The organism is Verrucomicrobiia bacterium, assembly GCA_035489575.1.
GTDB lineage: Bacteria > Patescibacteriota > Saccharimonadia > Saccharimonadales > JAGQNK01 > DATHJY01.
On record DATHJY010000014.1, the window covers coordinates 36080 to 55461 of the forward strand.

Below are 19382 nucleotides of genomic sequence, written 5' to 3' on the forward strand. Positions count from 1 at the left end.
AACCAATATTCCCACAAAATTAAGTCCTAGGTGTGCACAAGTCGCGCAGTGTGATATAACACCCCCGTAAATAAAATGATTGCGCTTTAACGAATAATCTGTTTAAATACCCCCGTAGGTTCTTATTTGTTCGAAGCAGTAGAATGATCGAGTTGTTCCATGGATTACCAGGCAAAGTTCGACGGTTCTTGAGGCTCAGTACAGTAAGGGGTCGAACCTCTAAAGAAAGTAATCAAGGAATAACGAATGTACAAATTATTCGTAGGTGGTCTACCTTTCTCCACAACCGATGACGAGCTACAGCAGCTCTTTGGTGCCCATGGTACCGTCGGTTATGCAAAGGTCATCACTGATCGTGATACTGGTCGTAGCAAAGGTTTTGGTTTCGTCGAGTTCGAAAGTGACGACGAAGGCAAAGCAGCTGAAAAAGCTATGAACGGTACTGAAATTGGTGGTCGTACCATCACCGTTAACGAGGCTCGTCCTCGTGAAGAGCGCCCTAAGCGCGAAGGTGGCAACGACAACCGTTGGTAGTCGTCCACAACTAAAATAACCCCGTCACAAGCGGGGTTATTTTTTATGGTGCGAGTCGCGCGTGAGTTATGGCTTGATAGAAATAACTACCTTGCCCTTGATACCCCCGGCTTCACGGAAACGAAAGGCTGCGGCCGCCTGGTCGAGCGAAAACACTTTGTCTACATGCACCTTGACCACGCCGGCCTCTACCAGGCCACGTAGCTCATCTAATAACGCTGTGGTTGCGTGAGCTTGCTCAACCAGTGCAACAATGCCCTGCTGAGCAACCTTCTCTTCGTTGGCGGCAGTGGTCATGGACACCAAAATACCACCGGGCTTCAGTACGCTAATTGACTTATCCACCACATCCCCACCTGCCATGTCGAACACCGCATCGTAGTCACGAATAATCTCTTGGAACTGCTGGGTTTTATAATCAATCACTTCGTCGGCACCCAGCTCTTTCACAAAGTCAAAGCTGTCAGCCGAGGCAGTGGTAGCCACTATAGCACCCAAGTGCTTAGCAATCTGTATGGCAATACTACCGATACCGCCGGCACCGCCGTGGATTAGAATCTTCTGGCCAGATTTCAGGCCAATATGCTGGGTCAGGCCTTGCACTGCTGCAATCCCAACCAGCACCAGTGCAGCAGCTTGTTCAAAGTCCTGATTGGCTGGGGCTTTGGCCACCTGACCGCCAGGGGCAACCGCAAACTCAGCCAGGGCGCCGCTGCCGGCTTTTACACCCGCGCTGCCGTAGACTTTATCGCCAACTTTTACATGCGATACACCACCGCCCACCGCAGCCACCACGCCAGCAATATCACCAGCAGCAGTCACCGGAAATTCCAAGGGCATAAAGCTCTTGGCTGCGCCCTCACGCACTTTTGTATCCCACGGATTCAAGCTGGCAGCATGTACCTCTACCAGCACTTGGCCTTCAACTACTGTAGGCTTGTCTACTTCGTTAATAGCAATGACCGAAGGGTCACCGTAATCTGTCATTTGTGCTGCTTTCATAGTGACTCCTTTTTAATAGCCGACGGCTTGCTTGATCAATATGATTGTAACGCGTTCTCTGGGCTCTTTCCGGTAAATAAGCAGCCGGTTAATAGCCGAACCAACGCCATAAACCGCCTGCGCCCGGACGTCCTCCAGGGGCAGAGCATGGGTTTCTATACGGTCAATGGCCTCGTTAAGATCTTTGACAATCTTTTGGGTACCAACTACCCAGATGACGTGATTTGCTCCGTAGACATAATTGGGCAATTGGCTGCCCGTAGACGACGCAACAAGCACCTGCCCGTCCTGAGTTATGGCATGCACACTGCCCACGGCATAATCAGACGCCGAGCCAACTCGGCGACCGTCCAGCCTATTGCCATCTAGTATCAGTGGCATAAAGCGCTTGCGGGCAGAGTCGTAGTGGCCTGACTCTTCTAGTTCTTTCGTCAGTCCTGCCTCATCCAGTGTTACCGAGGTACCGGTGTAGACATCTGCGCCTTGTGGTATCTGGGCCAGAACTGTTTGCTTGGCTGCTGCCAGATCGTCAACAACCTCTACCTTGAATCCGTTTTTCTCCAGCGCCGCTTTGGCTGTGTTTAGTTCTGTATCTGAAACAGGGCGTGCGTAATCTCGCGCCATAGGTATGGTGCTCCTTGTACTTTGGCTTAATCTGTGATACTATAAAATATATAGCACTATAGAATTTATAGCAAGTATTTTATGGAAGCCACAACCCACACATTTGGATGCCCAGTGCATTTCTTCAGCGAGAACCGGAACAAGCCGTACAGATGGTACGGTGATGTGAGGATCACAGCTGAAAAATGTGCTGGGCGCCAAAAACTCCTGCAGGGTAGCCAGCCCTGCTGGATGGCAGGCAGGAGAGGTGTGTAGGTTGTGGAAGCAATCAAATTACTAGGAGACTACTGGACACTGCGTATCATCAATCGCCTCGGCGAGGGCGAGGTACGTTTTTGTGACCTGCAGCGAGCCGTCGATAACTGCAACCCCGTGACGCTCACTAACCGACTGAAAAAACTAGAAGAAGCCGGTTTGATTAGCCGTATCGTCGACCCAGATGAGAAAAACTGCGTCACCTATAACCTGACCAGCCTGGGCCACAAAGCCCTGCCGGTTATAGCTGCCATAGATTCCTTTAGCGAGAAGTCTCGAACTACTTAGTCACCGAGATTGTTTTGCTCTGCTCGGCCGCTGGAGCGTTCACGGTAACCCGATTGTTGGCCGTCTTTACAATCCTGTAGCCAGTTCCATTAGTGGCACAAACCGTGCCGGTACCACATTGTGGATCTTTGGGAATAGCAGTCAAATACTTTTCGGTGGCCGTCAGCACAGTCAGGTCAACAAGGCCAGTACAGCTAGCAGCACCAGTAGCGCAAATTTCGGTGGCCGTGGTAGTAATACTAGCAGGCAGGGCACCGCTATTATCTACGGTGTATTGGTAAGTAGCGTTCAGGATAGTAGTGACGTCAGATGTGCGCTGCGAATTGCGGCTGTCACCCAGCTGCTTACCCGGGTTAATAGCAGCGATCACGATAGCTGCCAAAATTCCCAAGATAGCCACCACCAGTACCAGTTCCAGCAAAGTAAAGCCGCTTGAATGTTTCTTATGAAGTTTCACTTTAAGAGCTCCTTTGATGCATAGTCTTTACACGTGCCTCATTGGACATCTTGCCAAGCCGTAACGCTTATGGTTGATGTGCCTATTGTAGCATAGGCCGTGGTCTTGCGCGTGGCCGCCCCTACTGCCGCAGACACCGTAACCGTACGAGTTGACGCGCCTGCACTAGCCACCGTATAGGTGCAAGTTCCAGCGCCCAAGTTCAGATTATTAGTGCCAATATAGCTGGTGTTGTCACGGATTTGCTGCAGGCCTTCTTCGGCACAAGCGCCAGCCAAACCACGTGCCTGCACAGATTGCTGGTTGGACAACGTAGCTTTTTGGGTGTCGATACCACGCGTCAGTAAGAGAGTGGCCATAGCCAGGCTGACTGCCCCCACAATCAAGACTGCCAGAAGAACGATAAAGCCAGACGATTCATGCTGCAGGCGTGTCATCTTAGGGCCACCGTAGTCGTAAATGTTTTTGAATAGTCATAGGCATTCAGCCCGCTGGTATTCACCCGAGTCACCGTAAAGCTGACTTGTACCGCGCCAAATGTACCACCACGTGTCAAATTCTTAAAAGTCAGTGAACTAATCTGTACTTTGTTGTTGGTCAGGGCCACTGCCGTAGCCACGCCCTCCTTTACCTGAGCAGTGGTGCCGGTAAGGTCAAAGATGGTCGGGCTCAAGCCAGCAGTTGGCACTGCGATAGTAAGCGACGAGCCAGTGGCCCCGGCGACAGGCGTAGTGATGCTGTCGGCGTTGCGTACGGTCTGGGTAATATATTCCATGAGCGCCGTGCCTTGCTCGTCCACCTCCATGATGGTCTGCGATTTGGCCCGAGCGTCCAGCGTCAGCTGAAAGAACGACGTCACAGCCAGCAGCAAGATACCGGCAATGCTTATATATAGGAGCAGCTCTATCAAGGTATAGCCGGCAGTGTTTCGTTTCATAGGCTAGTTTGGCGCAAGGACCATAACCTCCTGTGTATCAGAATTAGTAGCAGCAATTACCCGGTCTTTAGTGGCATTGTAGGCTACACCGTAAAAAGTGAGCAGTGTCGCAGCGTAGGACTTATCAATGACAGGCGAAGCAATAGTGTTCAAGTTAACGGTCTGGAAGGGTGCGAGCGCACCATTGGTACCAATAAACGCGCGGCTGGAGCCGTTGTCTGCCACGTCATATATTGTGCCACTTGCCGTAACCGTTCCGAGCTGGGTGGGCACCAATGGTGCCGCGATACTTAACGTGTATAGTGTTGTTCCTTGCCCTACCAGTAAATTGGTGCCAAAGCCATCTATAGTCAGGGCGTCGGTTGTGCCGGTGAGATTCAGGCTGGTACCCAGGACGGGTGTGGCTGGTGTGGCAATATTGACTACCAGCACCTCGGCCGTGTCAGACAACGTTGCCAAATAAGCTACCGTGCCCGACACATACACCTCGTACATGCTGATGTTATTGGCCAGGCCGCCAATGCGCGTAGGTGAGGCTGGCGTGGTCACATTCACCAGCACGAACTCGTCGCTACTTGCGTTAGCTGCCCGAGATAAATATGCAGTGTTCCCTACCACATACACACCGAGACCATTGGCCGCCCCCGTGGCGTTATAGGTGCCAGCAATAACCGGGGCAGCTGGGTTGGAAATATTTATGATACGCAGCTCTGCAACGTCGTCACTGGTAGTCACATAGGCATAGTTGCCACTGACAAACACATTGGTTGGAGCGCCGCTGAGACTGAGTGACCCAGCGAGGGTGGGTGCTGCCGGGTTAGAAATATTCACTACCATGAAGTCCGGTGCGGCATCGTTGCGGACCACGTAGGCATAGTCGCCAGAAGTTGCAACCTTGACAGCGTCCTGTGTGCTCGCAGCATTGTAGCTGCCGGCTAACACGAGATTGGCCCATGACTGCGTGATTGCAAACCAGTTGGTCAGACGCGTAACCACACTGGTTGAAGCAGTGGCTGTTCCCTGCGGCCAGCTAACGGTAGCTGTAATGTTTTTGCGATTGGCACCAGCACTGGCCACTACTACCTGCCTGGTAAATATGCCACTAGTGTCCGAGTTGCCAGACAGCGTCCAAACATTGCCGCCCTGGACCAAGCCATAGGTGCCATCCACCAAGTTGGTGTAGCCTGCGTCGCGAATATTGCGTGCCGCCTCTACACCCTCTTCTGCCAGTTGGTTGGCCCGCACTCGCTCACCAGCCGAGGCGCTCGACCCTCGGCCGTATACGATTGCCCCCGCCAGTGCTGTCACCAACAGGCCAAAAACAACCGCCGCCAGCAACGCCTCCACAGACGAGAACCCCTTCTGATTTAGTCTAGTAACTAACGGTACCTTTGGCATTGACGATGATTGTCCTTGTTTCATTTGCTTGACCAGTCAGGGTAACAGAAGCAGTCGAGCCGGGCGCCCCGGACAGTTTGGCGAACAGCACATCAGTAGTGCCAGTGGGCGTGATACTGGTATTGATGACGGCCGTTTCGTCGTACGCGGTGTCGCGGGCAGCATAGGTAGCGCCCTTGAAGAGCGTGGCAGACCCTGCCTGAATGTGCACACCCCACTGGCTATCGCCCTGCACACTGCGAGCATAGTTCTGCGCTCGCCGGAACATAGAAGCAATGGTCTCGGTAGTAAGTGACACGTCGTTGCGATTATAAAAAGAGAAATACACCGGCAAAGAAGCGCCAGCAACAATGCCTATCATGGCCATAGACAGCAACAGTTCCACTAGCGTGAAACCCGACTCCCACGACTTACGCACTCGAGCCTCCAGTCATCCCTGAACCTTGTCTACCAAACTATAAATAGGCACCAACACCGCCAGCATCAAAACCAGTACCGCACTGCCTATGATGACCAGCAAGGCCGGCTCCATAACAACCTCTAAGTTTTTGGCAGAGATATCAGTCTTGTCCTCGTAAATCTGGCCAATGTTTAGGAGCGTATCGGACAGCGCGCCCGAGCGCTCGCCAGCAATCAACATTTGTTGCACGGCAGGGGGCAGCACATCACCAGCTTTTTTATAAGCAGGCAAACTAGCCCGAAAACTGTAGCCATCTTCGAACGACTGGTTGAGATGCTTGTACAGCTTTCGGTAGTGCGGCAAGGGTGTCGCACCTTGCATGAGTTCTGTAGCATCGGTCACCGACAAACCGGCTTCTAGCAGTGTTCCCAGCAGATACCCAAAACGGGCCACTTCTATCTCGCGCATGAGAGCGCCAATGCCCGGCACCCGGAAGAGCATCCGCTGCCCCAGTTGTTTGGTTAGCGGGAAGACAAACAATATCAGCCCAAGCAGCACGACTACCGTCACTGCCAGTGGTATGGCCCACCAGCCATTGACCTTTAGGTACTCACCCGTGCCCAGTAGAATCCGCGAGATCAACGGCAGTTCCACGTCTAGCTGCCGAAAAGTCACTGCCAGCCGGGGCAGCAAGAACCAAGCTACGCCCAACCCAGCCACGGTGGTCAGCGATAGCACCAGCACCGGATATAGCATGGCAGAGCGTACGCGGGCCCGAAAGATGCGTTGCTTGTCTTCTTGTTTGGACGCCTTCAGTAAGTTGTCTACCAAGCCACCAGAGGCTTCACCCAAGCGCACTAGCACCAGAGATTCCCGCGACACCATGCCGCTACGGTCCAGACTCTTCCACAATGGCAGACCATTATCTACGTCGTTCTGCATTTGTTTGAGCGCAGCCTTGAAGCTCTTGGACTTGCTGGTGTCGGCCAAAGATCCTAGTGCTTCCTGAATCGGCACGTTGGCCTTGAGCAGTAGGGCTATGTTGTTAATAAAGTAACCGCGGTCCTTGGCAGCGATGTGATAGTGTTTGGCTTTGGGCGGTTGTTTTTTATCTTCAGTCACGCGCTGTTGCTCCTAGCGTGACAACGGTGGCTCTACCACACGCAGTAATTCGTTAATGGTTGTGATACCACTTTTTACCTTTTGGACGCCGTCGTCGAACATCGAGGCATTGCCCTGTTTGCGAGCCAGGGCAATGATGTCACGTGTAGATGGTGATTTGACAATCAGGTCTTGCATAGCGTCAGTCACCTCGATGAACTCAAATAAAGAAATGCGACCAGTATACCCAGTCCCATTACATACGTTACAGCCCTTGCCGGCGTAGACGTTGTCGCTAGCCGCAAAGTACTTGGCCACGACAGCATTGCTGCGGACCATGCTCTCGCTGGCCGGCACACTGTAGCGACACTTTTGGCAGATGCGACGGACCAGCCGTTGGGCAATAATAACCTCTAGGGTAGAGGCCAGCAGGAAGGGTTCAATCCCCATATCTATCAGGCGTGGAATAGCCGTAGCGGCGTCATTGGCATGAAACGTAGACAGCAGCAGGTGGCCGGTCAGGGCGGCATTCACCGATATCTCGGCTGTCTCTTGGTCACGAATTTCTCCCACCAGAATAATGTCTGGATCCTGGCGCACAATGGCCCGCAATCCGCGGGCAAAACTCATACCACCCTGCTCTTGCACTTGGATCTGATTAACACTGGACATTTTGTATTCCACTGGGTCTTCGATGGTAGTGATGTTCACATTGGGTTTGTCTACAAACTTCAGCAAAGAATACAGTGTGGTCGTTTTGCCCGAGCCGGTTGGCCCAACAGTCAGAATCATGCCAAATGGCTTGGCAGCGTGGACTTCTACCATCTTGCGATGGGCTTCGCTCAGACCAATGTCGGCCAAGGTGATGTCTTGTACATAAGAACTGAGCACCCGCATAACCACCTTTTCGCCATGTACGGTGGGTACCAAGGACACGCGCAGGTCAGTCACAAAGCCCTCACCCATCCGCTGGATGGTACCATCTTGAGCAGCCAGGTGCTCATCTATGCGCATACCACTCTCTACTTTGATTCGGTTCAGCACGTTCTCGTAATTCTCTTTGGGCAACTTACCAGCTACACGCAGGTCGCCGTCTACCCGAAAACGCACCACCACTTCATCAACCCGCGGTTCAAAATGAATGTCAGAGGCACGAAAGCCGGCAGCATCCTTGATAATCTCGTCTACAATCTCGGGGGCCACGCGCTGGTTGGACTGAATAATTTGCGAAAAGCGAGTCTCGAGCGGCTGCTCATACAACCCAAAGCTCAGAGTGATATATTCCGGCAAAGTGTAGGCCACCTGCACTTGCTTGCCCTTGAAGGCAGCCTGGATATCGTTGGGATTGAGTGCTGCCGGTTGGTCAGTCGCAATCAGCACAGCTTGGTCAGTCTCGCCAATCACTACCGCCCGGTTGGCCTGGGCAATCTGGAGAGGCAGACGCAGTACCAATTCTTTGCTGGTGGGGTTGACGTTCAGATCAGCAAAGCTGAGTTTATAAGATTCGGCAATGGCTTGGCCCAGCAGAGCCTTGCTGAGTAGTTGCTCACGAATGAGGTAGTCTACATAGCTGCCGCTATCATGTGCTGCCGCCTCGGCTGCTTTGTTGTCTGCTTCAGAAATATAGTTTTCTTGGAGCAGTAGGCTCTTAAGTTTTTCAATGCTCGGATACATAACCCACCCGTTTTTTTAAGTATCTCTTAGGCTTTTTTTACTTCCTCGACAATGACCGCTAGCGGCGTGTCAGATTTGATAAAGAACTTCTTGGCCCCCAATGCCAAAATACGATCTTCGTCCTCACGCATGCTGAGATTCGACAGCACAAAAGTGGTCGGCAATGTCACTCCCTCTTCCTTGACTTTTTGCAGTACCTGGAAGCCGTCCATGACTGGCATCATCATGTCCAGCAATACAACGTCATATTTGTTTGCCCGTAAAAGCTCCAAACATTTCTGACCATTTGGTGCCACGGTGGTGGCAAAGCCCTCGTGCTGTAGCTTCAGCTCGAGTGCATGCGACAATGGCTTTTCGTCTTCAACTATCAGTACATGCTTTGCAGCTGCCATACGCTAAATTACCCTCTTTGTTACTACGAATATTGTATCACGCCTGTTATATACTTCACCGCGCTTTCTTTTGCCCACCCTTTGCGGGCAGGGTGACCACAAAGGTCGAACCTTTGCCTTCTTCTGATGTAAATGACACATCGCCGCCTAGCTTGCGGGCGGCTTCGCGCACGATATACAAGCCCAGTCCGGTACCCTCCATTTCCAGTACATTGTCGGCCCTAAACATCTTGGTAAAGATCTTGTCTTGCTGGGCAGCCGGAATACCAAAGCCAGTGTCATTTACGGCAATCTCTACCTTGGCATCATCCTTTTTCACCGTAACCGACACAATACCTTTGTCTGGCGTGTATTTGACCGCGTTGGACATAAGGTTTTGAACAATCATACGGATAAGTTTGGGGTCAGTGTACAGGCTGGCAATGCCTTTTTCGATTTGCTGCTTGTACTGCTGGCTCTTCTTGCCGATAGCAGGCTGCATCTCTTTATGTAGGCTATCCAGTAGCTCTGGCACAGAGACATCCTCTGGATTGTTGGCCAGCTTGCCCAGGTCCAAGCGCGACGTATCCAGCAGCGAGTTAACGAGTTCTACCATACGCTTGTTGCCCGTATATATTTCTTGTAGGTAGGTGGCCTGATCTTTTGTTAGCTTTCCAGCGTCACCGTTTAGCAGCATCTCGGTGTACCAGTTCATAGCCGACAATGGTGTCCGTAGCTGGTGTGAAGCCACTGACACAAATTCGGACTTGGCGCGGTCTAACTCTTGCTCTTTGGTGATGTCACGGAAGACTACTATAACACCCATAATCTTACCCTCGGAATCACGAATGGGCGCCGCAGAGTCAGCCACTGGCACAAACGAACCATCCTTGCGCGCCAGCACTGTGTTGCCCTTCATGGCAGTAACCTTTCCGTCCAGTGCTTCGTCGATAAATTTGTCATTGCGCTTCTTGTCTTTGGCATTGGTAAACTTCAAGATTGTGTCAAATGGCTTATCTAAAGCCTCTTCCTCTGTGAAGCCGCTTACCCCAGCCGCTACTGGGTTAAAGAGGGTGATGCGCTTCTTGCTATCTACCGCAAAGACCGCATCGCCAATACTAGACAGGATAGCGTCGTCTTTGCGCTGCAGAGCAATAGCCCGGTTGCGCTCATGCTGCAAGTCAGCCGTAATATCGTCCGCCAGTTGCAGCGCTCGCTTTCGTGCTTGTTGTTGCAAGACAAAGATAATAAGCAAGAGTACAGAGAACGCCTGTCCGGCAAATAAAATAGTCCGTGGCAAAATATTCTGGCCGTCTTTGATCCCAAAGCCCGTGGCCGCGGTTGTCTGGACCCGCCACGTCCGATCCGCGATATTTATCAACGCAGTGTTGCGCAGATCACCATTGCTGTCAGTCTGCGGGCTGAATACTTTCTCGCCTGATGCCGTGTCACTTACCACGACTTCAAGTCCGCTGGTGATTGATTCGTCACGGAACAGGTTTTTGAAGAACTCGTCATAGTAAAATACCGCGCTGACCAGACCCACGTACTTATCTGCGTCGACTCTTTCCGTCGAAGCCTTGCTGGACATGGGTGATGTTATAAAGAACCCGCGATTGGTCTGAGCACTAGGCGTGGCGGCATTGAATGTCAGTGGGCTCGAGGCCGTCGGCACGCCATCCTTCACTGCTTTCTCGTATGCCGCAAACCGAACTGGATCGCTGGTAAAGTCATTGCCCATGCCGGTACTGGTGGGACTGTTGGCAACATAGGTCAGGATGTAGTGTACTGGTACATTTGCCACTGGCTGATTAATCTTGAATGTCGGTGACCCGGCGGCCTTGGCGCTCTGGTCGGCATTTCGCAGTGCCACCAGAGCTGGCAGATCCGGCGTTTTGACTCGACTTATAAAGGTAGCAGCTCGCAGGCCGGGATATTTTGCGGCCAAATCTATAGAGTTGTAGTAAGTATTGAACTCTGCCATATCTACCCCGTCACTGGCCGCAAACAGACCCCGGAATCCATACAGTGCATCGACATAGGCCTGCATACGGTTCTCGATAGTATCGCTCACACTAGCCGATCGGGCCACAAAGGCGCTCTGACTATCTGCCTTGTTTCGGGCAACACTCTGCTCCCAATAGACAAACGTAAAGCTTTGGACCAGCATAAAGAGTGCAATGATCAACCAGCCCACCCTACTCACATGGGCGGCAATACTGTCACGAGCACCGAAGCGGGCCAGAGACAACAGATAGAGTCCCATAATCTCAAATGAAACTGCCGCTGGCATGGACATCTTGAAGCTCGGACCAATTTGGCTCAATGGCCCAAGTGCATACAGGGTACCAAAGGCATTGAACAGCGCCGTTGCCAAGATTATCCCGCCCAGTGCATAGCGCAATAATTTTACGTCACGACCCTTCAGATCAACTACAAGCAGGCTGATCGCAGCCAGTACAAAACAGATTGCCGTTGAATGTGATGGCTGCAGCGATTGCCCCAGAGCTTCCAGCTTACCGACAAATAAAGGCAGGTGAAGATTTGGCACAAAAGCGCTCACACCCAATACCACACACAGCCAAGCACAGGCTATCCGCACTTGCTTATGGCCTGACCACAGTGCCCACAATGCGGCTGCCAGAACCAAGAGCCCGATACACGTTGTAGGATTAACTACATGCAAACGCTCAACCCAACGACCCCACGTCAGGTACCCCGTTTGCCAAGAGTAGAGGCCCGCAACACTGATGGCAGCCAGAAACAGTGCACCTACAAGCGGAACTTTGTTACGGGTTTCGTGGGGATGCTTCAGGTTACCCAGATAGCGAAAGGCTTTCCGCTCGGAGGTAAAGTATCTGGCCCGGTTGGTCGCTTGACCTGCCCGGATCAAATACATAGCCACCTCCAGTAAATGACTACGACCAACAGCAGCTAGCCCGTCGTAGGAATACGAAAAAGCTTCTTTGATAGCCACCCGAGAATACGTGGTGACATCTTTGGGCGTCATGCCAGTCACATCCACCAGGACAAAGACCTTGTCGTGCTTGGTCTTCACGGCCCTGAGCGCCTCCCTGAATTGAGCAAGCGTTTTTATAGATAACGCCTTATCCTGACTACCCACCAGGGTAACCTTCACAAGGTCCCCGATGGTCTGAACACTATTAGCCGTAGGCCGTGGCTTTTTCCGCACACTAAACATTATCACTATGGTAGTATGCAGTAATTTCAACGTCAATTAATGACGCGAAGTTATTTAATGTTTGTTACACACCCATGAGGCCAACAATCAGGCCCATGACAAGAAATGTCACCAGTTCGTGAGAGATGTTCAGAATAGTCAGCGCTGCTGGACGACCCTCGAAAGCATCATGTGTAATAAACCGCGCAGCCGTAAAGCCCAGCCACATCCATACAGCCGTCGTCAGAGAATCCTGCAAGAAAGAATTGCCAAAGAACTGATGTGACAAGAAAATCACATGCGCCAAAATATAGGCCGTCAGCAGACTGACCACCATGGTAACTATGATAGGCTTGGCCGCAGAGGTATTCTTTTTCATATCAACTTTAGCCAGCTTGATCCACGTATTGCCAAAGACCGGCCGAGCGTACCACACGCTACCCACCGCCATACTACTGGCCATGGCCAACAGAACGGCCCAAATGTTAACGTCCACCTGCATAACGCTGACTCCTATTTATTACTGGTATTGTACTCCCGGGCCAAAGCCGTTGTCCAAGAGCTTCTCCATATCTCCCTGTGACGAGCGAACCCCAAGCTCTAGTGTCGCTTGGGCCGCAGCTTATTGCCCAGCACTAGCAGGCCCCAGCTGCTAACCAGGAATAAGCCCAAGATTCCCAGGCTGTAGCCCATCACGCCCCAGTACCCACCTACTTTTTCTGGTGTCAGAAAGGGATAAGGATACCAATCGACACGTGCGCCGCGAATGAGTATGTAACCCAGGTAGGCAAGAGGGAAAATCATCCAATACTTTATAGAGCGCGTGGTCAGTTTGGTCTGGGGCGGCCACCACAGCCAGCTGGCAAATATAACTACCGGCATAACATAATGCACTACCGCATTAACCCACGGCAGCAGATGCCCCAGATCAACGTCACGCAGCAATACCGAAAACACGATGCCAACCAGCACCATACACACCACTGATGTGCCACGAACGATATCAGAGGCAGCCGATGGTTTTCGGTTGGTCAGCAAATAGACGGCCCCCAGTAACAAGACAATAGCTGCAAATATATTCGATAAATTCGTAAAGTAGCTAAAAAAGTTAACGACACTGCTGCCAGAATCGATCTGGATCATAAGCTGACGAGCAATCGCCACCAGGGCCAGCCCACCAAAGAGCATGTGCACCGCAGCTAGAGCTACGCGTCTTGTCATGGATATATTGTACCAGTGCAGGGCCAAATGGGCGCCGGCTGAATACTGGCAGGTGAGTTGTGTGTTTCCGTGCGTGCCCGCACGTGGGTAGCCCGCATCATTAGGTGATGCTCCAGCACCGTAGCAGTCAGGTCTTTTTCTACCTCTTGCACCCGGCTGCCCAAAGTGTCGGCGGTGTCTGTAGGCAGCACATCTATAGGCACCTCCCGTATGATTGGCCCTTGGTCTACCTCGGCAGATACCAAGTGCCAGGTCATAGCCGTCTGATCGAGTTGGCCCGCTCGGTTTGCCTGCAACACCCTTTGATGTGCGTGCCGCCCATAGGTATCAGCCGTAAAGGGCAAAATGGCCGGATGGTTATTGGCAATACGCGCCCGTGGATGATACAAGCCCGAGCGATAATCGAATCCCGTGCCATCGGCAGCATGCTCCGGACGCCACGCCCAGGTCTCTTCAAATTCGGTTGTTATCACTTTTAGCCAGCCCAACATGGCCACAAAGTCGATCGATCGCCGGTCCAGCTCCCGGCATACGGCCGACGATTCCTCTGCGGTCTGACCACGCGGCTGAGGGCCGCCCGGGAACAGGGCAGAATTAATAGTCACCACGTCTATGCGGTCGTCGCCTTCTAGGCCGTATTCGTGATTGATCTGCTCAAACCGCGAATAGACCCCAACTGTCCCCTCTGGGTTATTGCAAATAACCACACCTATGGTAAAAGCCACCTTGCCCTCCAGGGCGTCCCGCGCAACGCAATCTGCCGTACTCTGCCACCCTGGCCTGATTCCCTGTCTCCGGACGCCAGTATGGCGATCCGTGTGTCTGCATGATTCATTTTGAAAACTATACCACGGCAAACGCCAAGTTTTTGTGGTAATAAAGTAGTTGCCGAGAGCCTGCATGAGTCCGAACGTATCGGTACAGGCTCTCGGCAACGTGACCCTTCAGAAAGTTCTACCCGCTGCTTCAGGTGCCTTCGGGAGCGCTGTAGACAGAGTCCGTGAGCTCCGCAGACAGGTCGGCAACTTCCTCGTACCGGAGCTTGATCTCGGGCAGAGATGCCTCGCCGTCGCGGAACAACTGTTTGTCCATGGTCCGCTGGCCAAAGCGCAGCCGCCACGAGTCGTTGTCGATGACGTCTGCCAGCAACAGCTGACCAGTTGCAGCGTCGTAGCCACACTCGACCTTGAAGTCGAACAACGTGCCGCCGACAGACGCCCATGCCGCTTCGAGCACCAGGAAGGTCCGGATGGCGATTTCTTGCAGCCGCTCCAGCAAGGTGGGGCTGACGCCCGAGTAAATCGTCACGGCCAGTGGCGTCTCGCTCATGAGGCCTTCGCCCAAGGGCAGCTTAGCATCATAACGACGCACCGTTTCTCGCTGGAAGTCGAACTCCATGAGCGGATCGTGGTTGGCGTCGTCCTTCTCGAAGATCTCGAACACCAGATCGTCAAGAAGCGTGTCAGCCTGAACGTCAGGGTGACGCTTGAGGTAGCTGCCGGTGGCAATGCGTCGCACCACCAGCTCCAGCTGGATCATACGCACCCGGCGTGCCCGGAAGGTCACGTCGTCGACATGACCCCGATAGTGGGTAGGGATGTCGTTGAGCATCAGCAACGCGAAGACGTTGCAGGTGGTCCGGGTGCTGCACGCGGCCTTGCCGGTCAGTAGCTCATGACGCTCACCATCACCAGCGGTGATGTCGTCCTTGCTACGGATGAGCACCTCGCCGTGACCGTTGTCCAGAATGACCTTGGTCTTGCCTTCTGCCAGCACGGTCTGTGTCATGCCTTGAACTCCTTGATGTCGATACGGAACTGGGCCGGCTTGGCCGTGGAGTCCAGATACTCCAGAAGCTTCTGCAGACGCAGATCGTTGCCGATGCTCAGCACCTGGCAGGCCATGATGGCTGCTTGCTTCAGGCCCACCCTGCCAACACCAGCCGTGGCCACAGGCACGCCAGGTGGCATGTACAGGCACGAGTCGATGCCGTCTTCGTCCATCGGCACACCGATGACCAGCCGAGCCATCCGGGTATGAGCAGCCAGAGCACCGGGCAAGGCAGCTGCCATGCCGGCAACCCCGATGTACACCCGAGCACCCTCAGCCACACCCGCACTGGTGAATTCCGCCAGCTCAGCGGCGTTGCGGTGGGCCGAGCAGACGTTGACCTCGTAGTACTCATGCCCGATGACCGCGTCTAGAATGCTAAACATCCCGGAATCTCTCATGCGTGGCACATCGCTCACACTGCCTGCAACTATTTGCAGTTCTATCATGCTCACCTTCTTGGTGGATCAACAGAGACAGACCAATCCAATCAGAACTCTCTTGGTAGAAAGGTCCAGCAGCGCATGCGCTACATGCGGCGATTATGTCACATGTACTTACCATTACAAGCTAATCTCTTGGAACCTCTCCGCATCTATCTGTTGCTTTTCGCTGTTTTCAGCTCGTCAGTATGAACTTTGCAGGACTGCACATTCATAGAAGCAATATGACAAGTAGACAAAGGACGGGAGAGACGGGCGTGGAGACCCTCTTGTTGCAAGGATCTCCACGCCCGGCCTCATCTCATCCCTCCTCAGGAGAGGGTGGTGGCTGCCGCCGATTGATGTCCGGCCGCATGGGAGCGGTCAGTCGGTCGAAGTCATAGCGAGACTTGGTCTCGAAGGCACGGAACTTGGGAATTTGGCAGATCAGGTAGATCAACCACCCACCAGCACCGATGGCCAGGACTGCACCGATAATGCCAAGAGCTAGCTCCATCTCGTCCTCCGAACCCTGGATCCTGGCATCTGATACTGGTCGGCAGCAGGCCGCTCGGGGGGCTTGGGAGCCTGCAGCTCGCTGGCAGTGGGCTCCACAGTGGGACAGCCCAGAGCAAGGACCTTGGCCAGCTCGGCTGCCGGGACGTCGGCTCGATGGAATGCCAGATAGTGCACAGCCAACGAGTTGGTGGTGCAACCGTCGGGCAACGTGTAGATGTGGTTGTCGCTACGGGCGCCACAAGCGCAACGGTGGGCGCCTCGGCAGACGCGCTCCGAACGGTGCGATGCCCGCAGGGCAGCGGCCATCATGCAGGTGAGGTTGTCCATGACGGGTTGCGCACTGGTGGTGCGACCCACATGGATCATCATCAGACCATCGGGATCGATCACGGGTATTCCTCCTAAGAGTGTAGTCCGATAGTTGTCCTCTCGATGCCGCCGGCATCTCCTCTGAAGTATGCAAGATATAGAGCAAACCCATACAAAATATACGGGCTTGCTCTATATCTCACACTGAGCCCATTCCATATCTCGCTTTCGATCCCAAGATTGATCCATTTCGGATGACAATTCGTTCTGGGTTGCCAGGCATACCCGTAGGTATGGTTGGTGAGCCAGGGCGAATTGGCGCCGGAATGGGCTATTTTGGGACGGAATTGGAGATGTGGAATGGGTTCATAGTCTACTTGTCAAAAAACACTTTCGGAGTGACCCCACGAAAGCAGCCGGATAATACCATAAAATCCTATAAATTCAATGAAACTTGTAGCTCGTTTACTGCTGCTCCAAGGCAGCTCTGAGGCTATAAAAAGCCGGTTTGGGCTTGTAGTCTGCGTCAAAAGGCAGGGGGTTGGAATTTGGAGTACCAGGCAGATAGTTATACCAGGTTTCTTTGTCGGTAATGCCCAGCAGGGCAAAGCTGGGGCAGACTTTTGATTCAATACAAGCACGCATCATTTCATGGTAGATGCCAGACTGTATGTCATCTCTAGATTTTTGGTCGGCCTTTACGTCATTCATGTTTACATCAAATTCGGTCACGTAGACTTTCAGGCCTAGGTCACCGAATCGTTTCATGTTAGATATTACCTCGTCCTTCACGGGCGGATGCGTACCATCCAGGTGCATCTGCATGCCTATACCGTCTATGGGTACACCACGCGCTAACGCCGCTTTTGTGTAGTCATACATTCTGTTCGAAGTATCGTTCATTCTTTCGTTATTGAAGTCGTTTAACAGTAGCTTGGAATGCGGGTCGGCCTGACGGGCCCATATAAAGGACTGGTCAATGTAGCTCAGATCACCCACACTGTCTGCCCACCAATCATTCAAGCCGTACATGTGTTGGCCGCGGGTAAACGGCTCGTTGACCACCGTCCACTCTTGGATCCTGCCGCTATATCGCTGCCCCATAGTCATGATGTGATTACGAATAATCTCCAGTAGCTGGGCTTTGTTGTAGTTGCCTTTTAGTAGCCAATCGGGTAGCCATTTTTCTTCTCCCCATACATAGTGGTGTGCCTGAATAGACATGTCGTGCTTTTCTGCAAAATCTACAACCTCGTCCACGCGGCTAAAGTTAAAAGTACTAGGCGTGGGCCGCAGATCAGTATCCGTAAAGTGCCAGTTGGGTTGGTTGTCTATCAAGGCAAGGTCAAACTGCGAGGTCAGTATGTCAGAATACGGCTTTTCGCCCAGCAGCTTTGGCATAGCAAAGTTGCCCAGCTGAATACCCTTTGCCGCGGCCAGAGATTTCAGAGGAGGTTCAGGCAAGACAGGTGTCTGCGGCACCCTACTTTTTGTGGCAAAAAACAATCCCAAGACCACCACCAAAAAAACCACCACATGAAGGCCCAGTAGTTTTTTATTCGTAAAAAGAGATCGGATGGATCTATGCACTGCGTTCACTATAGTCTAGGCATTCACTAATACATAGCGCCCACGGCTATACCCGGGCGTCAGCCATATCTATAAGTACCTGCGCAACCTCCTGAAACCTTCGCGGAAAACACGACGCGTCTCCGCTCTGCTGCTCATAAGCTGGCGCGTCCGCAATGGCCTGTCCTATCTTTTCACCAATGGCTGTTATCTCATCCATATCAGCGGTCTGCGCCACCACCATAGACGCACAAGTTTCTGCCACCCCATTAAGGCATCTGTCACCATGGACGTCATATGCCAGCCACCGAATAACTGCTGGATCCACGTCTGTGGTATCGGCAGTTGGTGGTAGTTCATTAAACTTTAACATTACCCTCTCCTTATTACCCTGTCCCCAGTATTTGCCAGCACCTCTGCTTATGCAAGCGTAAACACTTTTCTACAACTCTTGCAATACTTGGCGCAAGTCGCGGATAGAGTGGTCTGCCGTAACCGGACTGGGTGTCGCTATGTGCGGATGGACATAGTGGTAGGTCGTGCCACCGGCAACTTGGTGCAGGTCGATGTCAGTCTGCGAATCACCGATGATAACGATGCCGTCCAGTGACTTGCCTTTGAGGTATTGGGCCAGGGCATCTTTTTTGGTGCCGTGTTTTTGATGGGCGTTCACGCCAACAACTTTGTCTTTTGGAAAAAGATGCTGAATGCCCACTGTGTCCACAAACCACAGCAGATCATGCGGCCGAGTATTAGACAAAATAATCTGGTCATGAGCAGCCCCATGTATCGACTCCAGGACCGCAACCGCGTGGTCATTCGGTTTTATATGCTTGGCCAAGATATGCAGATTTTCTTCGGCAAAGACAAAGCAGGCTGCCTGCAGCGCCATGTGCTGCTCGTTGGTTAAATCGGGCAACAGTCTTTCAAAATACTGAAACCATTTCAGGCCGTAAAATGCCCGGTTGTCTTCCTCACTAAATCGCTCGGCGTGCCCTGCCTGCCGTAGCACTTCATTAGAAATTTCCAGGACAGCCTTGTCGTTGTCCTTTTCTAAAACGCCATGAAAATCCCAAACAAATAACTTCATGTTCCTATTATCCGTAAAGTTGCGAGTGAGTGCCAACTATATCAAAAATAGCTTCGTCGGCCTTCAGAAGATAAAGCGCTCGGTAATCACCGGTTATATCAATGCTTCGGTATTGTTTATATCTCCCTCTCAGCGAATGGTCTCGCAGCTGCGGATCGAGAGGATTGGCGCTAAACAAAGTAACTCTTTGTGGTAGTCTT

General features: G+C 52.5%; 23 protein-coding genes. 3 read left to right on the forward strand and 20 right to left on the reverse strand.

Translation table 11 applies throughout. From position 1 onward, the window contains the following. Positions 1 to 246: 246 nt before the first annotated feature. Positions 247 to 534: an RNA-binding protein gene (locus VK694_07760; protein HTE58604.1), complete on the forward strand. Its 288-nt coding sequence runs from the start codon at positions 247 to 249 to the stop codon at positions 532 to 534. Positions 535 to 600: 66 nt separating this feature from the next. On the opposite strand, the gene VK694_07765 is transcribed toward VK694_07760, so the two are convergent. Beyond that, on the reverse strand, positions 601 to 1536 hold the full coding sequence (locus VK694_07765; GenBank protein ID HTE58605.1) for an NADP-dependent oxidoreductase: 936 nt from the start codon (positions 1534 to 1536) through the stop codon (positions 601 to 603). A gap of 12 nt (positions 1537 to 1548) precedes the next feature. Further along, on the reverse strand, positions 1549 to 2160 hold the full coding sequence (locus VK694_07770) for an LUD domain-containing protein (protein HTE58606.1): 612 nt from the start codon (positions 2158 to 2160) through the stop codon (positions 1549 to 1551). A 258-nt stretch (positions 2161 to 2418) separates the two neighbouring features. Here VK694_07770 and VK694_07775 point away from each other — a divergent pair, with 258 nt between their 5' ends. Then, positions 2419 to 2703 (forward strand): helix-turn-helix domain-containing protein, encoded by a 285-nt coding sequence (locus tag VK694_07775; protein HTE58607.1) that lies wholly within the window; start codon positions 2419 to 2421, stop codon positions 2701 to 2703. On the opposite strand, the gene VK694_07780 is transcribed toward VK694_07775, so the two are convergent. The 15 genes from VK694_07780 to VK694_07850 all read right to left on the reverse strand — a co-directional run bounded on the left by VK694_07780 (position 2696) and on the right by VK694_07850 (position 16212). Continuing rightward, the gene (locus tag VK694_07780; protein HTE58608.1) at positions 2696 to 3160 is read right to left on the reverse strand and encodes a type II secretion system protein; all 465 of its coding nucleotides are present in this window, start codon (positions 3158 to 3160) and stop codon (positions 2696 to 2698) included. The genes VK694_07775 and VK694_07780 overlap by 8 nt on opposite strands. A gap of 38 nt (positions 3161 to 3198) precedes the next feature. After that, positions 3199 to 3597, reverse strand: a complete 399-nt coding sequence (locus tag VK694_07785; protein HTE58609.1) for a hypothetical protein — start codon at positions 3595 to 3597, stop codon at positions 3199 to 3201. Beyond that, entirely contained in the window at positions 3594 to 4097 is a 504-nt protein-coding gene (locus tag VK694_07790) for a prepilin-type N-terminal cleavage/methylation domain-containing protein (GenBank protein ID HTE58610.1), read from the reverse strand. The genes VK694_07785 and VK694_07790 overlap by 4 nt, the downstream gene beginning before the upstream one ends. Positions 4098 to 4100: 3 nt before the next feature. Continuing rightward, positions 4101 to 5495, reverse strand: a complete 1395-nt coding sequence (locus tag VK694_07795) for a hypothetical protein (protein ID HTE58611.1) — start codon at positions 5493 to 5495, stop codon at positions 4101 to 4103. Then, complete coding sequence (locus VK694_07800) at positions 5470 to 5913, reverse strand: prepilin-type N-terminal cleavage/methylation domain-containing protein (protein ID HTE58612.1); 444 nt, start codon at positions 5911 to 5913, stop codon at positions 5470 to 5472. The genes VK694_07795 and VK694_07800 overlap by 26 nt, the downstream gene beginning before the upstream one ends. Positions 5914 to 5925: 12 nt before the next feature. Beyond that, positions 5926 to 7017 (reverse strand): type II secretion system F family protein, encoded by a 1092-nt coding sequence (locus VK694_07805; GenBank protein HTE58613.1) that lies wholly within the window; start codon positions 7015 to 7017, stop codon positions 5926 to 5928. 12 nt (positions 7018 to 7029) lie between these two features. After that, positions 7030 to 8670, reverse strand: a complete 1641-nt coding sequence (locus VK694_07810; GenBank protein HTE58614.1) for a GspE/PulE family protein — start codon at positions 8668 to 8670, stop codon at positions 7030 to 7032. A 26-nt stretch (positions 8671 to 8696) separates the two neighbouring features. After that, positions 8697 to 9062 (reverse strand): response regulator, encoded by a 366-nt coding sequence (locus VK694_07815; GenBank protein ID HTE58615.1) that lies wholly within the window; start codon positions 9060 to 9062, stop codon positions 8697 to 8699. A 55-nt stretch (positions 9063 to 9117) separates the two neighbouring features. Next, complete coding sequence (locus VK694_07820) at positions 9118 to 12243, reverse strand: ATP-binding protein (GenBank protein HTE58616.1); 3126 nt, start codon at positions 12241 to 12243, stop codon at positions 9118 to 9120. Between the two features lie 64 nt (positions 12244 to 12307). After that, positions 12308 to 12724: a DUF1761 domain-containing protein gene (locus VK694_07825; protein HTE58617.1), complete on the reverse strand. Its 417-nt coding sequence runs from the start codon at positions 12722 to 12724 to the stop codon at positions 12308 to 12310. A 98-nt stretch (positions 12725 to 12822) separates the two neighbouring features. Continuing rightward, on the reverse strand, positions 12823 to 13443 hold the full coding sequence (locus tag VK694_07830; protein HTE58618.1) for a Pr6Pr family membrane protein: 621 nt from the start codon (positions 13441 to 13443) through the stop codon (positions 12823 to 12825). Further along, on the reverse strand, positions 13440 to 14345 hold the full coding sequence (locus tag VK694_07835; GenBank protein HTE58619.1) for a formyltransferase family protein: 906 nt from the start codon (positions 14343 to 14345) through the stop codon (positions 13440 to 13442). Before VK694_07835 ends, VK694_07830 begins: the two co-directional genes overlap by 4 nt. Before the next feature lie 64 nt (positions 14346 to 14409). Beyond that, the gene (locus VK694_07840; GenBank protein HTE58620.1) at positions 14410 to 15231 is read right to left on the reverse strand and encodes a phosphoribosylaminoimidazolesuccinocarboxamide synthase; all 822 of its coding nucleotides are present in this window, start codon (positions 15229 to 15231) and stop codon (positions 14410 to 14412) included. Then, positions 15228 to 15722: an AIR carboxylase family protein gene (locus VK694_07845; protein ID HTE58621.1), complete on the reverse strand. Its 495-nt coding sequence runs from the start codon at positions 15720 to 15722 to the stop codon at positions 15228 to 15230. Before VK694_07845 ends, VK694_07840 begins: the two co-directional genes overlap by 4 nt. Before the next feature lie 295 nt (positions 15723 to 16017). Beyond that, positions 16018 to 16212 (reverse strand): hypothetical protein, encoded by a 195-nt coding sequence (locus tag VK694_07850; GenBank protein ID HTE58622.1) that lies wholly within the window; start codon positions 16210 to 16212, stop codon positions 16018 to 16020. Positions 16213 to 16367: 155 nt separating this feature from the next. Between VK694_07850 and VK694_07855 the strand changes: the two genes are divergently transcribed. Then, the gene (locus VK694_07855; GenBank protein HTE58623.1) at positions 16368 to 16619 is read left to right on the forward strand and encodes a hypothetical protein; all 252 of its coding nucleotides are present in this window, start codon (positions 16368 to 16370) and stop codon (positions 16617 to 16619) included. 369 nt (positions 16620 to 16988) lie between these two features. On the opposite strand, the gene VK694_07860 is transcribed toward VK694_07855, so the two are convergent. From VK694_07860 to VK694_07870, 3 genes are all read right to left on the reverse strand, one after another. Continuing rightward, positions 16989 to 18113, reverse strand: a complete 1125-nt coding sequence (locus VK694_07860; GenBank protein HTE58624.1) for an endo-1,4-beta-xylanase — start codon at positions 18111 to 18113, stop codon at positions 16989 to 16991. Positions 18114 to 18159: 46 nt separating this feature from the next. Further along, positions 18160 to 18465, reverse strand: a complete 306-nt coding sequence (locus tag VK694_07865) for a hypothetical protein (protein ID HTE58625.1) — start codon at positions 18463 to 18465, stop codon at positions 18160 to 18162. Positions 18466 to 18534: 69 nt separating this feature from the next. Next, positions 18535 to 19182: an HAD hydrolase-like protein gene (locus VK694_07870; protein HTE58626.1), complete on the reverse strand. Its 648-nt coding sequence runs from the start codon at positions 19180 to 19182 to the stop codon at positions 18535 to 18537. Between the last annotated feature and the right edge of the window lie 200 nt (positions 19183 to 19382).